The 21,388-nt window shown below is 36.3% G+C and carries 19 protein-coding genes; 2 read left to right on the top strand and 17 right to left on the bottom strand.

All coding sequences use genetic code 11. From position 1 onward, the window contains the following. Positions 1-49 precede the first annotated feature (49 nt). The 5 genes from R8923_RS04475 to R8923_RS04455 form a co-directional block, all read right to left on the bottom strand. Positions 50-2,941, bottom strand: a complete 2,892-nt coding sequence (locus R8923_RS04475) for a SpaA isopeptide-forming pilin-related protein (protein WP_485871558.1) — start codon at positions 2,939-2,941, stop codon at positions 50-52. Positions 2,942-3,072: 131 nt separating this feature from the next. After that, positions 3,073-4,116: a toxin Cry1Ac domain D-VI-related protein gene (locus R8923_RS04470; protein WP_485871557.1), complete on the bottom strand. Its 1,044-nt coding sequence runs from the start codon at positions 4,114-4,116 to the stop codon at positions 3,073-3,075. 76 nt (positions 4,117-4,192) lie between these two features. After that, positions 4,193-4,666, bottom strand: a complete 474-nt coding sequence (locus R8923_RS04465; protein WP_485871556.1) for a metal-dependent hydrolase — start codon at positions 4,664-4,666, stop codon at positions 4,193-4,195. After that, positions 4,644-4,943, bottom strand: a complete 300-nt coding sequence (locus R8923_RS04460) for a hypothetical protein (protein WP_485871555.1) — start codon at positions 4,941-4,943, stop codon at positions 4,644-4,646. Before R8923_RS04460 ends, R8923_RS04465 begins: the two co-directional genes overlap by 23 nt. A gap of 297 nt (positions 4,944-5,240) precedes the next feature. Then, complete coding sequence (locus R8923_RS04455; protein ID WP_485871554.1) at positions 5,241-5,693, bottom strand: hypothetical protein; 453 nt, start codon at positions 5,691-5,693, stop codon at positions 5,241-5,243. A gap of 278 nt (positions 5,694-5,971) precedes the next feature. On the opposite strand from R8923_RS04455, the gene R8923_RS04450 reads away from it, so the two are divergent. Beyond that, complete coding sequence (locus R8923_RS04450) at positions 5,972-6,361, top strand: helix-turn-helix domain-containing protein (RefSeq protein WP_485871553.1); 390 nt, start codon at positions 5,972-5,974, stop codon at positions 6,359-6,361. A 33-nt stretch (positions 6,362-6,394) separates the two neighbouring features. Then, entirely contained in the window at positions 6,395-6,823 is a 429-nt protein-coding gene (locus R8923_RS04445) for an ImmA/IrrE family metallo-endopeptidase (protein WP_485871552.1), read from the top strand. Positions 6,824-6,957: 134 nt separating this feature from the next. Here R8923_RS04445 and guaA read toward each other — a convergent pair whose 3' ends face one another. The 12 genes from guaA to R8923_RS04385 form a co-directional block, all read right to left on the bottom strand. Continuing rightward, positions 6,958-8,514: a glutamine-hydrolyzing GMP synthase gene (guaA, locus tag R8923_RS04440; RefSeq protein WP_485871551.1), complete on the bottom strand. Its 1,557-nt coding sequence runs from the start codon at positions 8,512-8,514 to the stop codon at positions 6,958-6,960. A 121-nt stretch (positions 8,515-8,635) separates the two neighbouring features. Next, positions 8,636-9,031, bottom strand: coding sequence for a PTS sugar transporter subunit IIB (locus R8923_RS04435; RefSeq protein ID WP_485871550.1), 396 nt, complete (start codon positions 9,029-9,031; stop codon positions 8,636-8,638). Position 9,032: 1 nt separating this feature from the next. Beyond that, the gene (locus R8923_RS04430) at positions 9,033-9,341 is read right to left on the bottom strand and encodes a putative quinol monooxygenase (RefSeq protein WP_485871549.1); all 309 of its coding nucleotides are present in this window, start codon (positions 9,339-9,341) and stop codon (positions 9,033-9,035) included. 12 nt (positions 9,342-9,353) lie between these two features. Then, complete coding sequence (nadE, locus tag R8923_RS04425; protein WP_485871548.1) at positions 9,354-10,175, bottom strand: ammonia-dependent NAD(+) synthetase; 822 nt, start codon at positions 10,173-10,175, stop codon at positions 9,354-9,356. Positions 10,176-10,235: 60 nt separating this feature from the next. Further along, positions 10,236-11,726, bottom strand: a complete 1,491-nt coding sequence (locus R8923_RS04420) for a nicotinate phosphoribosyltransferase (protein ID WP_485871547.1) — start codon at positions 11,724-11,726, stop codon at positions 10,236-10,238. Positions 11,727-11,848: 122 nt separating this feature from the next. After that, positions 11,849-12,232: a glycerol-3-phosphate cytidylyltransferase gene (tagD, locus tag R8923_RS04415; protein WP_485871546.1), complete on the bottom strand. Its 384-nt coding sequence runs from the start codon at positions 12,230-12,232 to the stop codon at positions 11,849-11,851. 17 nt (positions 12,233-12,249) lie between these two features. Beyond that, a complete protein-coding gene (locus R8923_RS04410; protein ID WP_485871545.1) occupies positions 12,250-13,386 on the bottom strand; it encodes a CDP-glycerol glycerophosphotransferase family protein in 1,137 nt (378 codons plus the stop codon). A gap of 64 nt (positions 13,387-13,450) precedes the next feature. Further along, a complete protein-coding gene (locus R8923_RS04405; RefSeq protein ID WP_485871544.1) occupies positions 13,451-14,476 on the bottom strand; it encodes a ribitol-5-phosphate dehydrogenase in 1,026 nt (341 codons plus the stop codon). After that, on the bottom strand, positions 14,469-15,182 hold the full coding sequence (locus tag R8923_RS04400; protein ID WP_485871543.1) for an IspD/TarI family cytidylyltransferase: 714 nt from the start codon (positions 15,180-15,182) through the stop codon (positions 14,469-14,471). Before R8923_RS04400 ends, R8923_RS04405 begins: the two co-directional genes overlap by 8 nt. Positions 15,183-15,279: 97 nt before the next feature. Beyond that, on the bottom strand, positions 15,280-17,850 hold the full coding sequence (locus tag R8923_RS04395; RefSeq protein WP_485871542.1) for a YfhO family protein: 2,571 nt from the start codon (positions 17,848-17,850) through the stop codon (positions 15,280-15,282). A gap of 65 nt (positions 17,851-17,915) precedes the next feature. Beyond that, positions 17,916-18,902 (bottom strand): hypothetical protein, encoded by a 987-nt coding sequence (locus R8923_RS04390; protein WP_485871541.1) that lies wholly within the window; start codon positions 18,900-18,902, stop codon positions 17,916-17,918. Further along, positions 18,899-21,199 (bottom strand): bifunctional glycosyltransferase/CDP-glycerol:glycerophosphate glycerophosphotransferase, encoded by a 2,301-nt coding sequence (locus tag R8923_RS04385; RefSeq protein WP_485871540.1) that lies wholly within the window; start codon positions 21,197-21,199, stop codon positions 18,899-18,901. Before R8923_RS04385 ends, R8923_RS04390 begins: the two co-directional genes overlap by 4 nt. Positions 21,200-21,388 lie beyond the last annotated feature (189 nt).

Raw genomic sequence — 21,388 nt, 5'->3', positions numbered from 1 at the left:
AATTCCTTTCAAAATAAAAAGCTCTCGATATCACTCAAGAGCTTTCAAATTATTTTGTTTGTCTTTTCTTTTTACGACTATTAGCATATGAGCCAATCAAGAACATACCACCTGCAAAAGCTAGAATTAAGCCACCAATAATGAGCCCCATATTTGCACTATCTCCTGTTTTAGGAATAATAGTAAAAGACTTTTCAGTAGGTTTATTCGTCATTTCACATTTCACAATTTCACCATCTTCTTTTACTTCAAAAGAATAAAGAGAATCATCTAGCTGGTAACCTTCAGGCGCGCCAGACTCTTGGAAGTAGTATTTACCTTTGCTTAATTTCTTGAAGTAAATTTTTCCGTTTTGGTCTGTCGTGCCCTCTCTGATGACTTTTTTATCTTGGTCGTAAATTTTGATTTTCGCTCCTGGAAGCTCTTTTCCGTTTGTGATGTCTTTCTTCGTGAACTCCATGTCCCCTTTTTTCAAGTAATTTTTCACATTAACATTTGCGAAAACAATAGCTGTATTTTGGTCTTTGTATTTGAGTTCAATAGAAACAGGTTTAGCTAAAACATAATCATCATTCGTTTTAGTTTCTACCAAATCGTATTTACCAAGATAAAGCTCTTTGGATGTTTCAAAATTACCTTCCTTATCCGTTATAACATGGTCTACTTTCTCACCTTTTTTCACACGAATGGTGCCATCAAGAGTCATGATATTTTCTTTTGCAATAACATCAAATTCAACAGCTTTCGCATCTATGAATTTGTAAACAGACTTATTAACTTCTGTTTTTTCATTGTCAATCACTTCAAATTCTTTGTGTCCTTGGATTTTCCCTTTCACTGGCATGTCAGAAATTTCAACCACCACAACACTATCCGCATTCATTTCATCAATAGTAAATGTTGTCGGTTGAGTGTTAATCAAATATCCTTCTGGAGCTTTAATTTCTACAGCTGTGTAATCTCCAAAAACAAAAGGTTCAGGTGTGATTAAAGTACCGTCCTCGCTTGTTTTGAAGCTTTCAAGTGTTTTTTGAGTTGGATAATTAATATTTTGTTTCACAACCTCACCCTTACTATCAAGGAACTTCACTTCTGTGTTCGCAAGTGGAATAACTTTCCCCGTTTCAGCATCTTTTTTCACAAATTTCACATCTGCGCTATATACTTTATCTTCAAGGATATAGTGATACGTGCGTCCTTGTTCATCAATAGTGACTTTAAAATCAGCTACTTTTTTGTAACCTTGTGGCACCTTCGTTTCTGAAACGGTGTACGTGCCATATGGAACATTTTCAAACGAAGCTTTACCATCTTTATCACTAATGGTTTTACCAAACTCTTGCCCATCGCTGTCTAACGTGAGCGTAAACTCTGCACCTTCAAGCGCTTGTTTTTGTCCATCTAGTAAAATACCAAAAAGAGGTTTGTCCGCAAATTTTACCAACTCCACATTACCTTTAATGACATTGTCTTTAAGCGTTGTATTAGTGAATACCAATTCCGTTGTTTGGTTAGCGTAAGTTAACTTACCTTCGTGAATTTGCGAATCCAAATTATAACCTTGTGGCGCTTTTAATTCTTTGAAGTAATAAGTGCCTAGTTTAAGTTTTTCAGATACTGCTTTACCACTCGCATCAGTTGTGATTTCAGATACTTTTTGCGTTGCTTTAGAATCCGAGTAGATACCATAAGTTGCACCTTTGAACATTGCATCGCCTTGTGCTTTAGCACCTGTTTCACTGTCTTGTTTTGTGATTTTGAACTGCCCTAAAACCTCTTTGTTTTTGAAAGTTAATTTTGTTGTCTCTTTAGCTTTAACCGTTGCTTTTTGCGGTGTTGTGTTAATTGTAAATCCGTTAGGCGCTTTTGTTTCAACGACAGAATAATTCCCCATCATTAAATCTTTTGCGGTAGCTTTACCGTTCGCATCAGTCTTAACATGTGCCACTACTTTATTCGATGAATCTTTTATATCGTACTCTGCATTAGCTAGCACCTTATTATCTTCACTGGTTTTAGTAATTTCAATATTTCCTAATTGAGCTTTAAACATTGCTTTTATTCCTTGTACCTCAATCGGGTCACGAACAGTTCCAGCAGACAGCAAACTTTGTACTCCGCCTTGTTTCGGAATAAATTTTAACGCAGTTGGTGCAAGTACATCGGTTGGAACGTCAAACGAAACAGTCCCATCATAAGAAGCGTCAGCAACTAATTTAAAACTTTGATTGACATCGATTTTAGCCATACCTGTAAAGCTTCTACCATCTTCTGTTATTGCAGTAATTCCTGTCGGTAAATTCAACGTGTATTTATTATTGTTTCCTTCTGAAACAGTATTAAACCAACCTGTTTCTTGACGCTTAGTACTTTCATTCCAAGACGCTGTTTGAACCTTATTGGTTATATCAAATTTTCCTGTAGGTGCAGTTTTAGCATTCGCTTTATCTAGCAAATATTTAACTCCTGAATCACTTTTCATTGCAGGACTCGTAAAATTATTTAAATAAACATTTAATGCTACGTAGGTATCAACATAATTTTTTTCACTCGTGCCATTCCTTGGGTAACCGTAATAAAGTATATTGTAAATTGCTTCATCATGATAAATTTGCTCTGCATATTCTCTATTTATTGGAAATGGCAAATCAGGGTCAATACAAAAAGCAACTTCTCCGCCTACTGTAATAAACGAAGTAGAAGTTTCATATCCTCCGTACCAAGCACTCCACTTACCCGAACTATTACCAGTTGATTTAAGGAGCGGATGTGGATTAGACGAACTGGTAATTACCTTCCCTGTATCTGTTTTCCCTAATAAATAAGAATTACTTTCTGTGCTTTTAGCTGTAACTAGCAAAGGTGCGATAATTGTTTGCATAAAAATAGCTACCACCGTAATCAGTGATAGCACAATTTTCCATTTATTGTTTAATTTCATAAGTTTCTCCTTTTCTTTTATAAAATTCAAATTATTTAATTATTACAGTCGGAGAACGTATACTCATCTTTTTCACCTCACAAAAAAAGGCACTCATTTTTTTCATAAGCACCTTTCAATATTTTATTAATTTAATCCCAACCTTCAAAAATCGAAGTTCCACCACTATTTGGATTTTCAACAGTACCATTATTACTTTTTGTACCACCACTATTATTTTGAGAACTACCTCCAGAAGGACTTGAAGAACCTGAACTGTTCGAACTCCTATTACTCGAAGAATTTCCGCTATTATTTTTTTTAGGCGTTGTGCTATTCGAAGAGCTAGAACTACTTCCTGAATTCTCATTAGAACGGCTCGAACTAGAAGCTGAATTATTGGACTGTGACTTTCTCTCATTCCCATTTCCTGAATAACTATTCGATTGAGAAGAATTATTTTTTGACACATTATTTTGTTGTTGCTGTACCTCTTGTTGTTGTTTCTGTTCTGCCTCTTTTTTAGCTTTTTCTTCATCTTGCTTTTTAAGTTTATCCAACACTTTTGCTAGATGAGTTGTTAATTCATTTTTAGCTTTTTCTTGTTTAATTTTACCCACTTCATTTTCAGCAATATTGTAAATATCCCATGTTACATCATTTTTAACGTCTTTCTTCTCAACTGTTGTGAACAATTGATTCACTTTGTCAATTGCTGTTTGAATTTGCTTTTTTTGTGACTTCGCTTCATTAATGACTTTAAACTGTTCGTTCACAAAAGCTTCTTTCTCTGTTCTTAACTCTTTTGCTTGTTTTTCAGCTTTTTCAATATCAACCGTTTCAGACAATGCTTGTTTATCATCTAATAGTGTCGCCACTTCATCACGCAATACTACCATTTTTCTTACTGTTTGAATTTCAGAATCTATTTCCTCACTTTCAAAAGTCTTCTTTTTAGCTAAATTATCAATTCGATCAAGAGTTACATCACCTTTAATAAATTCCTTGCTCGTATCTGTATAAAATGAATCCAATTCTTTTTGCACAGCATCCATTTCAGCATTAAGTTTTTGCAATTCTTCTTGTTTCGCTTCTTCTGCTTTCTCTTGATACGATACAAAAATTCCAATACCCACGCTTAAAATTAAAACGCTCAAAACTACGATAATAATCTTATTTTTTTTCGTCATCTTCATTCTGCTCACCCTTTTTTGTTTATTTATTAAAGTATAACATTGTTTCATTAATCCATGTTATTGTTTTCTAAATCCCTCACATAACAAAATAAATCGTACATGTTAAAACTACCAACATAATTATAAATATTAGATTTTCAGATATTCCACCCGTTTTATACAATTTAAATGCTAACTTTCTATCCGAAAAAGGCAACAGCCAAGCAATACCCGAAACACTAAATGTATCTTCTAAAACATGTAAGAAGTAACCCAAGACTAACATTAATGTAAATATATTTGAGCAAAGTAAGTATATCCCAAACATTAGTAATATCGCTATTAATGAATGCGTCATTCCTCTGTGCCCAAATATTTTATTAATTACATGAGGCAAGAAAGGTATTCTTTTTCCAACAAAACTTCTGGGTTCATCAATATCAGGTAACAAAGCACCCAATGTCAAACCACTTATTGCCATAACTTCAACATTATCTGTTAACATCAATACTGGCATTGAAATGGCTAAACTTGTAACTAAATGGGTGCTATACCTCATTATCTTCACCATGAAACCTTTCTAAAACTTGCATAAGTTTTTGACTGAACTTAAAGTTAGACTGCATTTCCCAAAAACAGCCATTATAAACCATCAGAAAAGGTTCTTTATAATGTTGATAAACTTGAATCACTTCTTTCTCATTATCAGGATTCAAGAACACTAACACTTTACCATTAAGCGTATTCACAATAACACTTTCATTAATTAAATTAGAAACTGTGCGACACCTTTCTAAGGCTTCATAACCAAAATCATCTATAATAAATCTTTTTAGTACATTATTCATTGATAGACCTCCCAAATCGTTTTTTATACAATCTTCTAGCAACATGTAATTCCTGTTCTGTTTTTAAAAACATCATGGCACGTATGAAACTCACTTGCTCATTTCTTCGTTTTCTTTTTTCTAGTTTAGTTTCCATCATTTCACCCCTAGAAATTTTATGTATAAGCTAAAAATAGCTTGTTAGAACCGCCCAACCGCATGAGTTGCTTCTATGTTTGCACATAGTCTTGTTTCTCCTAACCAGTTGTAACCGCCGTGCCGTTGATATTGGAGTGACACCCTCCAAGTTATTCAGTTTTAATTAGTTTTTAAAAATTTTATGAACTCACTTTTCGGAATTTGATGCTTACGTCTGATTTTTTCATCTGACATAAATTTGCTTAATTCCTTATATTTCTGTTTAGTCAATTTTCTAGTTTTTCCTTCGAAGTAATTATTGAAATAGCAATACTCATGATAAGTAATTTTCATCACTTTCATAATTGTGTTTTTTGACAATTCTTTTTGTTTCAAATCAACAAAACAATCATATAGAGTCTTTTCTTCATAACCCTCGTAATCTATCCAAACAAGTCGAATCATTTTAAATTCTTTCTGTTCTTTCTTGAACCGAGCAATGATTTTACTCTTAGCTACCTTAATTGCTTTATCTTTATTTTTTTCAAATAACTTCACTGTCACATTAAAGATTTGGCAATCCATAGCATTGAATCGCACATAAATTTCTACTTCATAGGTATGTATTTTCAAAGTTTTCACCACCCTAAATATTCCTATTCTATTATATTGACTAATCATTCAACTTAATATTGACTTTTTTTATTAAATTTGATAAAATAAAACCATGACAAAATAAGCAAACAATTTGCCATAACACGTTGGGGAACGTAAATTTTCGGCTCTTATTTGTTGTCTTATTAAGTTGAATAACTAGCCTGTAAATAAATATTATCATTAAATTTAATAAAAGTCAAATGTTTTTATCAAATTTAATAAAATTATTTTCTAAGGCTTTAAGGATGGTTGATATGTCTACATTTTCGCGTATAAAATCTTTAGCCAATGAAAAAAAAGTATCTTTACAAGAAGTAGCAAAAGCCGCAGGAATTGGCGAAAATTCAATTTATGCGTGGCGTACTAAAGCGCCCTCAAGCGATAAACTTCAACTCGTGGCAGATTACTTTAATGTTTCAACAGATTATTTATTAGAAAGAACTGACAACCCTTTTTTAGAAAACGAGATTCCAGAATGGGCAACAAAAACCGATGTTCTCGAGCTTGAAAAATTCTTAACTTCAAATAAAGAAATGCGCTATGACGGCGTTAAGCTCACGAAAGAAGATGAAGCAAAATTAAAAGGATTCCTTGAAGGGCTATTTTGGGAAAGATTAGAAACACATAGAAAAAGAAATCAATAGAGAGAAAACAAATAAACATACAGGAGTATAACCATGAGTAAATACATTGATTCTGTAGTAAAAGACATAGTCTCCTCATTTGATACAAATAATCCATATATAATCGCCGAGGAGCTAGGCTTTTTTATTACCGAGAGCGAACTCCCATCAAGTATAAAAGGAGAGAGAATAGTTATTGATTATCTAAATGAAACTCATATAGTAATCAATAGTTCTTTAGATGAATATAAAAAAAAGTTTGTTTGTGCGCACGAATTAGGGCACTGTCTACTTCACGAAGAAAGTAGTATGTTTTTTATACAAGAAACACATGAGGTACTAGGAAAATACGAGCGTGAAGCAAACGAATTTGCAGTTAAATTACTTACATTCAACCTTATTTACTACGAACACGAAACTATAACTAAAGAGCATATAATAAAAGAAACTGGTATCCCCTATAGCATGTATAACTTATTATAACTAAAACCCTGCTAAGAAAATATCTTGGCAGGGTTTTTGGCAGGGAACTATGTTATTTTTAATTCATTTTATCCGTTTTACATTCCAAAAAATGCGTTAAAATAGGCATTCTCACTTCAATTTATGTTGGCTCTTTATTCCCACTCCACCGTCGCTGGTGGCTTGCTTGTCACATCATACACGACGCGGTTTACATGTTTCACTTCATTTACGATACGTACGGAAATTTTCTCCAGCACGTCCCACGGAATGCGAGCCCAGTCAGCGGTCATGCCATCGATGCTTGTTACAGCACGAAGGACAACGGTATGATCGTATGTGCGGCCATCACCCATGACACCTACGCTTCGGATGTTTGGTAAAGCCGTGAAGTATTGCCAGATTTCGCGTTCAAGACCAGCATTTTTAATTTCTTCTCTTAGGATAAAATCGGATTCGCGGACGATTTCTAGTTTTTCTTCCGTTACCTCACCGAGTACGCGAATACCGAGGCCAGGACCTGGGAAAGGTTGGCGCCACACAATTGCGTCTGGCATACCGAGTTCCGTTCCAAGAGCGCGAACCTCGTCTTTGAAAAGCGTATTGAGTGGCTCAATCAATTGGAATTGCATGTCTTCTGGAAGGCCACCAACGTTATGGTGCGATTTAATTGTTTGCGCCGTTGCTGTGCCGCTTTCAATGATATCCGTATAAAGCGTACCTTGTGCAAGGAATTCCACACCATCTAGTTTGCTTGCTTCATCATCAAATACATAAATGAATTCGTTGCCGATGATTTTACGTTTTTGTTCTGGATCTGAAACGCCTTTTAGTTTGTCCATGAAACGTTTTTTTGCGTCCACCTTAATAATATTCATGTTGAACTCGCCTTGAAGGGTTGCCATAACTTGGTCAGCCTCACCTTTACGTAGTAAGCCATGATCAACAAAAATACACGTAAGCTTATCACCAATTGCTTTGTGGATTAAAACGCCAACGACAGAAGAATCAACCCCACCAGAGAGCGCTAGGAGCACTTTTTTATCCCCAACAAGCTCTTGAATCTTTTTGATTTCTACATCAATAAAGTTCTCCATCGACCAGTCGCCTTTACAACCGCAGATGTTTAAAGCAAAGTTTTTAAGCAGGTCGTTGCCGTATTCTGAGTGGCGCACTTCCGGGTGGAACTGGACACCGTACATTTTTTTGTTCTCATCAGCAATCGCCGCAACTGGGCAAGACTTACTTGTTCCGATAACGTCAAACGAGGTCGGCGCTTTAACAACGAGGTCACCGTGGCTCATCCAGACCGTTTGATCAGTTGGAATACCAGCAAATAAATGGTTTGGAATTTCTAGATGTACGTTTGCTTTTCCGTATTCACGGTCCTTTGCAGGTTCCACTTTACCATCAAAGTGTAAAGTCATAAGTTGCATACCATAACAAATACCTAAAATCGGAATTCCCATTTCAAACAAGCCCTCATCACAGCGGAATGCTCCCTCATCATAAACACTGTTTGGGCCACCTGAGAAAATAATACCAGTTGGATTTAGCGCCTTCATTTCCTCTACCGTAATCGTATGCGGATGAAGCTCACTATAAACACCAAATTCGCGGATACGTCTCGTAATTAATTGGTTATACTGACTCCCAAAATCCAAAACGATAATCTTTTCTTGCTCTAGAAATTCTTTCATCTTTTTTTCCAAAACCACCTTATCTATAAAATTAAGCCGAGATAGTCGGCTCAAACCACAAAATAAGAAAAGGACAATCGCTTGCCCTTTCATTCTTCTTACATTTTAACGTCTTGTATCAAAAGTTGCAACCCTAGATTTCACCGGCGAGCTCGAGCGCCTGCTCTAAAATCTTATTGCCCTGCATGCGACCAAACGCAAGTGAATCTATTTTCGCACTCGGAATCCCTATTTCTCCCAAAATTTTCTCCACCTCCGAATACATATAGCTCACTTGCGGGGCAACCAAAACGGCGTCCACTTGTTCTTTAAAATCGCGAAAGTGCGCACTCGTAATTGCCGACACAGGACCCATGAAAAACACAACATCACGATCTTTATTTTTTTGAAAAAAATCAACTTTCCGTTTTACATCCTCCGGAAAAAGAAGAACGGCGTTTAAGTTTTGTTCTTTCGCACTTTTCACAACATATTGTGCCATTAAGCCTGAAGTAGCACCGCCTGCACAAACAATCATAATCGTTTTCATTTTATAATCCTTTTCCACCAATAATATCCAGTTCCTTGTTGCGTTCCACATTTGCAATGAGTGGCATCGCCCGTTCAATTGCCGCTTTCGTAGCTGGGTTTTCAAGCGCAGCGCGGTGATGCCCTTCGTCCGTCCAAATTTCAGTCACATAAACAATATTTTCATCTTGTTCAGATATGCCAACGATGTAGGAAAGACAAGACGCTTCTTTTTCAAGAGCAGAAGCACTTTCAAGTAAAATTTCTGCAAGCGCTTTTTGCTGACCTGGATGAGCTATAAAAGTCGTGAATAATCCAAATCCCATCTTCATTTTACATGCCTCCTATTTCCAAAAATCATCAAATATCGTAATCGCCATATGACGTTTATGCATGGATTTTATATATCTCTCTTCAATTTTTTGTGCAGCTTCCTTTGTAACAGTGCGTCCCTCCAAGTAATCATCAATCTCGTTATAAGATACGCCAAGCGCTACTTCGTCCGGCAGCGCAGGTTTATCATCTTCAAGGTCTGCTGTTGGTTCTTTTAAATAAAGATGTACGGGACATCCTAGTTCCTTAAGGAGAGCCTTACCTTGTCGTTTATTGAGGCGGAAAAGCGGATTAATATCCGTCCCGCCGTCCCCGTATTTCGTATAAAAACCAGTTACAGCTTCCGCAGAATGATCCGTCCCAACAACCGTCCCTTGATACATCGCTGCGATGGAATATTGAGCTTTCATGCGTTCTCTTGCCTTCTCATTCCCTTTAGCAAAATCAGAAAGCGTCACACCAGCTTGTTCCAGTGTGCTGACGCTCGCATCAACGGCAGCTTTAATGTTAATGGTAATCGTTTTGTCAGGCGCAATAAAGGCGAGCGCATCCGTGCGATCAGCTTCATCAATTTGCTTGCCATATGGTAAGCTTACGGCAATAAATTGGTAGGATGCATCATTTGTTTCGGCGCGAAGTTCGGTAATTGCCATTTGAGCTAGTTTCCCTGCTAAAGTAGAGTCTTGACCAGCAGAAATACCTAAAACAAGCGATTTTAAAAACGGATGTCTCTTCAAATAAGCCTTTAAAAAATCAACACTTTTCCGAATTTCTTCTTGTGGGTTTATTTCCGGTAAAACGTGCATCTCACGTATAATTTGTTCTCTCAACATAAAAATCCTCCTATCAAAACAGCGACCTACTTTTAGAAAAAGAAAGTCGCTCGTGTTTGTTTAAAATGGTATATCTAAATCGACTGGTGAATGAAGCTGAACGCTTTTGCGTACTTTCTCGATGTTTCTCATTTTGTTTTTCCAGCATTTCACACTTAAATCAACTGGATATTGTTCTGGACGCACTGTCCGTTTATATTCATCCCAAAGTAGTGCCAAATTGTCTTCTTTATACTGCTTAATTTCTTCTAAAGTAGGCACTTCATATACGAGTTCCCCGTCCTCAAAAATCGGTACAAGAAGCTCCCGTGCTGTAAAATGGCGCACCGTTTTCGTAATATACGTATGCACTGGGTGGAACATCGTTAGTTCCTCCACACCATCCAAAGATTCATCCGAAAGCGCTACATAATCGCCTTCCGCCTTCAAACCTTCGTCCGTCGTGATGATACGATACACTTTTTTCTTACCAGGGGTGGAAACTTTTTCCGTGTTACTCGACAGCTTAATAGAATCCTGTAGCACACCGTTTTCATCTGCGATAGCCGCCATTTTATAAACTGCACCAAGCGCTGGCTGATCATATGCTGTAATTAATTTCGTGCCCACACCCCAAGAATCAATTTTCGCTTTTTGTGCTTTCAAAGATAGAATCGTATGTTCATCTAAATCGCTTGACGCGAAAATCTTAACATCCGGGAATCCTGCCTCATCAAGCATTTGGCGTGCCTTTTTAGATAGAAACGCCATATCCCCACTGTCCAAACGAATGCCAATAAAATTTATCTTGTCGCCTAGTTCTTTCGCTACCCGAATAGCATTCGGTACGCCTGATTTAAGCGTGTCATATGTGTCTACTAGAAAAATCGCGTTTTTATGACTTTCCGCATAGCTTTTAAATGCTTCATACTCATCTCGGTATGCTTGAATCATCGCATGTGCCATCGTTCCAGAAACGGGAATGCCAAAAATCTTTCCAGCACGCACGTTACTTGTTGAATCACAGCCGCCAATGTATGCCGCACGAGTTCCCCAAATCGCCGCATCCATTTCTTGTGCCCGCCGTGTTCCAAATTCTGCCAGGCTTTCATCTTCCACGACTTCACGAATTCGTGCCGCTTTTGTTGCGATTAATGTCTGGAAATTTACAATATTTAAAAGTGCCGTTTCAATGAGCTGTGCTTCTGCTAAGCTCGCTTCCACTTGCACAATTGGTTCTGTTTTAAAAACAAATTCACCTTCACGAACCGAACGGATAGTACCTTTAAATTTAAAGTTTCGTAAATACTCTAAAAATGGACCATCAAATCCTAATTCATCGTGTAAATAGGTGATGTCAGATTCTGTAAAACGCAAATTTTGCATATACGAAATAATGCGCTCTAAGCCTGCAAAAACGACGAAGCCAGAATCAAATGGCATATCACGAAAGAAAACTTCAAATACGCTTTTACATTCATGTAAGCCATCGTCAAAATACGCTTTCATCATATTCAGTTGGTATAAATCGGTATGTAGGGTTAAACTGTCATCTTGATATAAGTTTGTCATCGTTCTCTCCTATCCTCATTCAGAAACAAATTTAATAACCCCATCATAGCATAAAAACAAGTGGGTGACTACTTCCGTGAATTTATGAACGCAAAAAAACCTGCGCAAAAATTGCACAAGTTTCAGCTTAAATCATCTTTAATTTGTGTCGTTGAAATGCCTGTTGTTCGAGGCAAATATATGACTTCGCAGTAATCTTTTAGGAAGTCAAATTCGCCGCGCCAATCGTCTCCCATTACGAAAGTATCAACGTCATGCGTTTTGACATCGTCAATCTTTTGTTCCCATGTTTTTTCTGGAATGACTTCATCGACGTAACGGATGGCTTCTAAAATTAATTTTCTGTGCGGGTAACTATGATAGGCCTCTTTATGTTTTAGCGCATTAAATTCGTCTGTTGAAAGAGCGACAATTAAGTAATCGCCAAGGGCTTTTGCCCGCTTTAAAAGCTCAATGTGTCCCCAGTGGAGCAAATCAAACGTGCCGTAAGTTATCACTTTTTTCATCGTACGTCCCTCTTTTTTTAAAGATTTTTTTTAATAAAAGAAACGAGGTTTGCACTTGCGTTTCCTGTCGAGTATTTGTTCCAACTTTTTTTAAATGCCTCAATTTGTTCAGCACGTGCAGCCTCTTTTAAAATAGCGTCTGAAAGTGCCTCGGTCGTTTGATAGGGCGTCCCTGGAATTAAATCGAGGTATCCCGTCACGAGGCCACGTTCCTTGTCATACGTTTCTAAATCCGGCGTATAGAAGTAAACTGGGCGATTAAGTAATGCAAAATCAACGGGTGTTGACGAATAATCGGTCACAAGAATGTCGCTGCCAGCCAAAACTTCCTTCATTGATTCCGCTTTTGGTACCACACGTACAAAATCATCTTCTAAGACGTCAAGTTGGCTCGCAATTGCGGGGTGCAGTTTTAAAAGTAACACGTATTCATTCGCCAATCTTTCGCGCATCACGGCTACGTTAATTAGCAGTTTGGCAGCACCGAGTTCGCCGTCTCGATAAGTTGGTGCATATAAAATCGTCTTCTTTCGATACTTCGAGCGGTAGCGCTCATGCATCACATTTACTTCTTCTTTTTGAAAAAAGTAATCGGTACTTGGCACACCGCTTTTAAGTAGCTTGCTGTCGTCTATTAAGAAAGACCGTTTGAAAATATCGGCCATCACATCAGACCCCACTACCACATGAGTGAACGCCGCGTAAACGCGTTTAAACCTCGCCTGCTCCGAAGCAGTTCGCCCTGCAACGCTTTTATCTTCCCAAGCAAACTTTTTAAGTGCTCCGCTTGCATGCCAAATTTGTACACAGATTGTTCCTTCTGCCCATTTCATTGCTGCAAGCTCGGGAAAATAATTATCGACAAGAACGATTTTTGCTGTGCTCATGTGATAAATGCGTCGTAACAATGTTTTCGTTGTCATCGGAATCATTTGCATGAAATTTTGAGCGATTTTTGTTGTATCTAAACGAGGATCGTAAAAAACGATTGTTTCAGGCGTAACTTTAAGTTCTACCATTTTTTTTGCAATTTGTTCTGGGCTATCAGGAAAAGTAATCAGCATGACCACTTTATTTTGCCGTTTAAACATGCGACAAAGGAAGGCAATTACCTTGACGAAACTCATATATACGGAAGCTAACATACGCTTCATTTTCATCACACTCCAGATTCTTTGTCCCTTTTACAAAAGCGCCGCCGTAGCGACGCCTTTTTTCTTATATGTTCCACGACATAACCGTTTTCCCCCACGGGCTCCGTAAGTCAGATTCAAATGCTTCGATGACATCTTGAATGCTACGAATATCATGGATTTCTCCAACTAAATTGGCTAAGTATTCAACAGCACGTTTATTTTCATGTAAGAAACGAACAGTTTCTTCAAAATCAACACGTCCGCTACGGCTGCTTCCGTAAACAGTAAGTCCTTTTTCGAGCACCATACGTGTATTAAATTCAATCGGATATTCCGATACGCCGAGTAGCGATATAGTTCCTTCTGGTTTGATAAGGTCAATAATTTGGCTGACTGCGTACTGGCTACCTCTGCCTCCTGCACATTCAAACGCTTGATCGATCTCAAGCCCTTCCGGAATTTCATCAATATTGTATGCGCCATCTACAAACGAGAAGAAATCTAGTTTGTACGGTGTTTTCCCAAAAATATAGACTTTTGCATCGGGGTATTTATCTTTTAAAAGTAATGTCATGATGAAACCTAAATTTCCATCTCCCCAAACACCAAAAGAAGAGCGATTTTGATCGGCGCGTGATTCAAAGCGTAGTAGCGCATGAACGGCTACTGAAATGAGCTCTGAAAAAGCGGCAACTGACATATCCATATCTTCTGGTAACTCAACAAGACGATCTCGGCGCATGAAAACATTATCCTGCATGAGTCCATCAAATCCGCTTGAACGGAATTTCGTTGAACGTAAATAATTTTCTGCAATAACAGGGTCTGTTTCAACGGGTGTATTTGGAATCATGACAACTTTTGTGCCAATTGGAAATTCTTTTTTCGCATCATAAACGACTTCACCGACACCTTCATGGATGAGTGCCATTGGAAGTTTTTTAGCTAGAATTTCTTTTCCACGTGAACCAGTATAGTAACGCTGATCGGCCGCACAAATCGAAAGATATGTGGGGCGAACAACAACGACATCCTCCGTCAATGTTTCATCAATATTTGCAACTTCAAATTGTCGTTCAGACACGAGCCTATATACTTGATTAATCATTATTTATCCGCTCCTGTATAATCGCATTCGCTACTTGTAAATCATATGGTGTCGTAATTTTAATATTAAAGATTTCCCCTTTTACTAAACTCACTTTTTCACCAGCTAACAAGCAAATTTTACAAGCATCTGTCAAAATTTCTTTTTGTTCAGCAGATAGCGCATTATAGTGGCCATAAATCATTTTCATGTTAAAACTTTGTGGTGTTTGGCCTTGATACATTACATCTCGTACTGGAATGTCTGTAATAAATTCATGATTAGTTGATTCAACAATGGTATCCGTTGCCGTAATTACCGTATCTACAGTTCCGTGTTTTAAAGCTGCATCGATATTTTCTTCAATGATTCGGTGCGTTAAGAACGGACGAACAGCATCATGAGTGATTAACACATCATCGTCGTTTAAGCCAAAATTCTTTTCTACATAACGAATTCCGTTCATAATCGTTTCATTGCGGTCTGTGCCGCCTTCAATCACAACGACTCGGTCATCATGAATATGTTTTTTAAGAACATCTTCAGTGTGATTCATCCATTCCTTTGGTGAAGCAACAAAAATCTTATCAAAACGCGCGTTTAAAATAAATTTTTCAACTGTATGCACAATAACAGGTTTACCGTTTAGTGGTAAATATTGCTTTGGCATACTCACATTTCCCATTCGGGTACCTTTACCCCCGGCAAGAATTTCAGCATAAATCATTTCTTTATTCTCCTTTATTTCTAAAGTTTGAAAGCTCATACAGCTATATTGTAACATAAAAGATTGTAAAAAGAAGCTATCCTTCTCCGTATAAACTTTAGGAACGCCTTCTTCTAAATCTTAACCAAAATAAGAGCATAGCGCCAACGACTAACGCAAGGCATCCAGCAAGAAGTCCAGGTTGAGTATAGCTAAGCACAATTTGGTTTTTCCCCTTAGGCACCGTAACCCCAACAAAGCTTTCATTATAAAGTGGGGTTATATCTGTTTTCTCCCCGTTCACTTTCGCACTCCAACCTTTACTATATGGAATTGTAAATTGGACGGTTTCTTTTTCTTTCGCGACAAAATTCGTTTCTAGTTTATTTTCACGTATTTTCTCTACGTCTAAGTTACTTTTTTCTAATTCATTTACACGATTTTGGAACATTTCTAAATCTAATTTAGCAAATTGAAGTCCCCCGATATTCTCAACCGGGTTTCGAACTACAAAGCTCACTGTCGTAACGCCCGCTTTTTGTTCACCAAGATTAATGATATGCGGTGCTACTTCAAAAGTAGAGTGCGATACTTGTTTACCATTCACAAATATTTGTAACGGTGTAGCACTATTTGTTATGCCATTTAATGATAAATAAAGTTGCGATGGTTTTTGGATCTCAATTTGTGCTTCTAGCTTTCCTTCAGTTGCTTGTTGATCTTTTTTGAGCGTTAAATTTTGACTATTTCGCGACACAGTTAGCCCTTTTGTCGTCCATTTTACCGGGGTCGTCATTTGGAAGTACGATAGTTCACTCCCTTTTTTCGAAAAAAGAAGGTTTTGCTTTTCAAAATAATTGATGGAAGAATCTTCAAGTTTACTGCTAATTGTTTGATAATCAACTTGCGGGATGTAGGCTAAGGAAAGCGCGTTTTGGTTTTGATACACGTCATAGGAATCTGTTTGCAACACTTTCTTAAAGCCCTCTTTTGTAATCTGACTATTTTTAGGTTGCACGTTATAAGCTACTCCAAACAATGAATCTGTAATTAGCGTGTTCCCTTCATAGCGTAACCACACCATTGACGGGGTTGTCAAAAAGCCGATTTTTCCTAAATTTTGATTCAATCGCTTATGTGTAAGTGTATTATAATTGGTTATACCATCAAAACTATAGCGGAATGAATCATTATTTCGAAATGGTTGTTGGCTCGTAAAATCCATTCTAGTAAAATCATCACTAGCTAGTTTAGAGACAATCGCTTTTTTTTCTTTATCAAATTGTTGATATTGTTCATAGGTTTCTGCTGGATAGACGCGGTTCGTCTGATAGGTATTCATCAGTAAATCCGCCGCAACGAGTAAAACTAAACAAGATATGGCTATTTTAGGAAACTTTTCCAATCCAATAAGGCCTATTGTTAAGCAAATAAGCATAATTGCATTGGTGACTAAAATGTTACTTGAGATGATTTCCTTATTATTCGAGTAAAGCCATATAAATAATAATAGCATCGCCGATAAAACAATTAAAATTTGATACATTTTAAGCCCTGAAAATACATCGATGCTTTTTGCAGCCATCACAATTGCAAAGGCAGAAAAAATGAAAATATAACGATATGGCCAACCATTTGGTTCTGCAAATCCGTGAAAAACATAATTCATTCCAACGCTTTGTGTCGCAATGAATAATACTATTAATGCAGCTAACCACAACAATTTAGTTTTTAGCAAAACATTTCGATTTAAGAAAAACAAAACGACTAATAATAGAATAAAAATACCGACGTAAACATTGGGCGCATTTTGATTCACATCAACAAGCGGATATTGAACGCCTGTTAAAAATTTACTTAATGTATGGATTGGTTCAGTTAAATCAAATTTAAACCATTCAATGACTTTGTCCTTTTTGGGTGCCGAAAGTGTTTCTAGTACAACTGGCACAACAATTGGTGCCGCTAATAATGCAGAGATTATTCCAGAAGAAACGAAATGGAAGAACTTTTTCCAAAAAGAAAATGGTCTTTCCAAAAGTTCAAAAATCCGAATTAAAAAGTATAGGAACGCTCCGATACAAGCCATATAGCCAATATAAAAGTTCGTGACAAGTGCATATGTAACACCAAAAATTAATATTCCAGACTTGCCATCTTGAATTAGTTTGTCTACACCAAGCATAATAATTGGGAAGATGTACACGACATCAAGCCACATAATATTCGACTGGTAAACAACAATAAAACCAGATAGCGCATAACTAATGGCAAGTGGAATTATCCACCATGTAATTTTTTTAAACGTATTCTTTAAATAAATGGCCATAAATAACCCTGCGAGACCTACTTTAATCCAGTAAACAATTTGAATAAGATATACTAATAAGTCCTTTGGAAATAGAGCGATGATGAACGAAAATGGGCTCATCAAATAGTAACCAATTATTCCAAGTGTTCCTACACCCATTCCGCCTTGAAAGGTGAAACTCCAGTTCGCTTTTCCATAAAGTAAATCATGTAACAAATAGTGAAATGAGATGTATTGGCTTTTCAAATCAGCTGCCAAAAACGTCTTTGTTCCCCAAAAATACATATCGTTTATTGATTGTGCGATGACGACTAGTAAAATGGGGAGGACAAAACTAACCCCATATATCCACTTTTTATTCAGTTTTTTTATCTCCATATTCATCCCCTCACCTATAAAGAGAAGCTAGCTAGTTTTTTAGCTAACTTCACTTTGTTATCAAATTATTTACTAAAAAACAGTTCATTACATTTTTGTAGTTCTTTATCAGAATTTGCTCGCACAGCTTTGTATAATGCATTTGTTGTTTGACGATAAAAGCGCAAATAATATTGTCTTGAATTGAAATGCATTTGATCAAATAAAAATGTACTAAACTGTAAATACGTTTGAACAAACGATGAATTGCTCTTTACATTTTGATAATTTTCGATTGGAACTTGCACGAAAAAATAGCCAAGTGAGACTAAATCAGACACAATCATTTTATCTAATTGCTCTAATTTTTTTAGAAAGCTAGCTAAAAATCCTTCTGCTTTAGTTATTTCTTTTTCAAGAATAAGTTGTTGAAAATACGGACCGATTTGTTCCCTAATTAAATAATTCAAGGTGTTAATATTATATTTTTGATTCAGCAAACGAATCGAGCTATGCTTCTCTTGTCGCAACTTTAAAAACGTATACCTTTCAAAAACTTCCTCCACACGTACTTCAGCTTTTTTCGGGGGTGCAACATCATCTAGAAATTCTAAAACTTTTTGTTTGACGATAAATTGATTTTTTGAAAGCAACTGAAACATTAACTCTTCAAAATTATCACTAGCATCAAGCTCACTTGCTGCGTTTAAAAGTTCTTTTCGACGAATCAACATAAAATGATAGTTTTCTTCAAAGATTAAAAAGGGCTCTTGTTCAAGATAGCTAGGCACAGAAAGCTCAACTTCATCGATATAATTTAAGCTAGCGTCTAACTCTATTTTTTCAAAAGAAAAGTTCTTTGTCTCTTTTAAAAAGACAGGATTTTTTTGAAAATAATGAATATCTGCACTTGCCATAACTTCCTTAAAGTTTTTAGCGAACGTAAGCATTTGGGAAGTGACAATATCTGATTCATTTCCATTTAAAAGGATGAATTCACCTTCAGCCGCATTTAATTTCGGAAGTACTTCTTCTACTTGTTCCCTAGAACCTACTTGAATAATTGAAATCATACTCTCTCCCCTTTATTATCTAAAAAAGTTTCAATAAAGCGACGTGTGGAATGACCATCAATACTAGACATAAATTGTTTCCTAAACGAAACTAACTTTTCATAATCAAATTGGTCAAATTTAATTGCTTCAACCAAATGATCCGTTGTCTTATAAATATTTCCCGGAATCATTTCCTCATAGTTAAAATAAAAACCTCGTTCATCAAAATAATCATCAATATCATATGCAAAGAAAAACATTGGTTTGTTCATGATACTATACTCGAAAATAACAGAAGAGTAGTCGGTAATTAAAACATCACTAAATAGCATGATATCGTTTATATCATCTGTTGAATTGATTAAGATAATAAAAGGATCATCTAAATCAATATTCATTGTAATATTTTTAATCATCGGGTGAAACTTTAAAATTAAGACATAATCATCGCTTAGACTATCACGCATTTTTTTTATATCCATCACAACAGAAAAATTCTTCCGTTCGTCAGGTCCGCCTCTAAATGTTGGCGCATAAAGAATGGCTTTTTTCTCACGTAAAATGGGATATTGTTTCCGGTATACTTCCTCAATATATTGCTTATAATCCGCATCAAAAAAGATATCCGTCCGGGGCACCCCAATTGGGAATATTTGAGACTTATCTTTATGAAATGCCTCCATATACTGCGGGACAATAGCCTCAGAACTTGTTAAAACAGCAGAATAAGGAGAATGCGCCCGTGACTCAAATTCTTCAGTGTTCGAATCATTGCCCTCTAACGCACTAAAGCCAAACTTTTTAAAAGCTCCAGCAGCATGCCACGATTGAATAACATTTGATCGTTTGCTGAATTTCAAGCCATAAATTTTATTGTAATAATCATCTAATACAATATTTTTAGCGCGCCCTAAAACATAATAAAGTTGCAATATTTCTAACCAACTTCGCTTTTTATTCAAAAAAACAAATATACGTTCAGTACGGTTGTTGTAAAACATAAAGTCATAAATCGCCAGTAAATTTCCTTCAAGCTTTACACTTCTTTCAGTCGCAAGCACAAGAAAATCTTTTTTTGGTAAGAAAGACACGCATTTAAATAAGATTCTTCGCGCAAAACCATTTACAAGACGAGGTGTTTTTAACTTAGAACGAACAATAAATCGATTGGAAATTCTTTTCGCTTTTTTCCAATTATCATTAGTTATAATCCCAATGGCTGCTTGGTAATATATTGGGTAGGTTTTAATAAAAGCCTCTTTTGCTTCTTCCCTTTGTTTCGTCCATAAATAAGTAATCAATTTACGATAGGAATCTTTAGCGTTTTTTCTTATATAGTTCGCTCGGTCAATCGTACTATACAATAAAAAATAACGAAAAGATGGAATTAAATTTAAAAATTTTTCCGATTTCGTTTCAAACCAATTTAAAATCATCGTATAGCATGTATTTTGAATATCAGCATTTTTACTCTCAGTAGATGCTTTTAAAGCTGCCCAGAATTCAACACTAGATACACGTTTATAGTACTCTAAAGCAATATTTTCAGGTATTTTGCTTCTTTGAATTTCCTTCTCCCCGTAGTCAAACACATCAAATACAGATTGCAAAATACGCACTGGATCTTTATAAACGGATTGTGTTAAAGACTCCCCTTCTCCGTCTCTTAAACGGTAATAATAAACAACTTTTTCTACCGTATAAATATTTTCGGCATTTAACAAAGCATGGAGAACAAAAGGTTGATCTTCCCCGTACCTAATTGTTTCAGGGAAAAAGCGGTCCTCAATTAACTTATGGTGATATAATTTAGCACACGGTCCTATTGAGTAAAACAATTCTGGGTTTTTGAAAATTGTTTTATTTCCAGGTTTTGCGATATTATGCTCCACATGAGAAGGTATGAACCATTCTTTCTCGGAATTAAATCGCTTAGTTGCCCCTGTGACTAAATCAGCTTGATTATCTAGAGCAGCTTGGTACATTAAATCAAGTGCATTTTCTGGGATAATATCATCACTATCAACAAAACAAATATACTCTCCCTCAGCATTTCGAAGTCCATGATTTCGAGCAACTGCTGGACCCGCATTCTCTTGTTGAATCAGTTTAAACATTTTATGATTCTTAATAAACTCTTTTACAATTTCAATTGTTCTATCTGTTGATCCATCATCAATAAGTAATACCTCATAATGATCGAATGTTTGAGCTTCAATACTTTTTAAAGTTTCTAAGATGACTTCTTCCACATTATAAAGCGGCACGATAATACTTATTGCGACTCTTTTGTTTTCAGTAACTCGCATGTTCATAAAATATTATTCTCCTAACTAAATGGCATATCTTGTTTAATTTTAGCCATTAAATTTATGGATGTCAATTCCAACTCGATTTTCGTTTCATAGAATAGGGTTCCATCAGTCCAGTTATATAGTAATTTGTGACCGAAATCGCCTTGCTATTCTATAATGATATCGTTTATAATATAAAAAGTAATGAAG

It is taken from the genome of Listeria tempestatis, assembly GCF_963575625.1.
GTDB lineage: Bacteria > Bacillota > Bacilli > Lactobacillales > Listeriaceae > Listeria > Listeria tempestatis.
The sequence above is the reverse complement of the archived record's forward strand: the minus strand, read 5'-3'. Positions and strand labels throughout refer to the sequence as shown.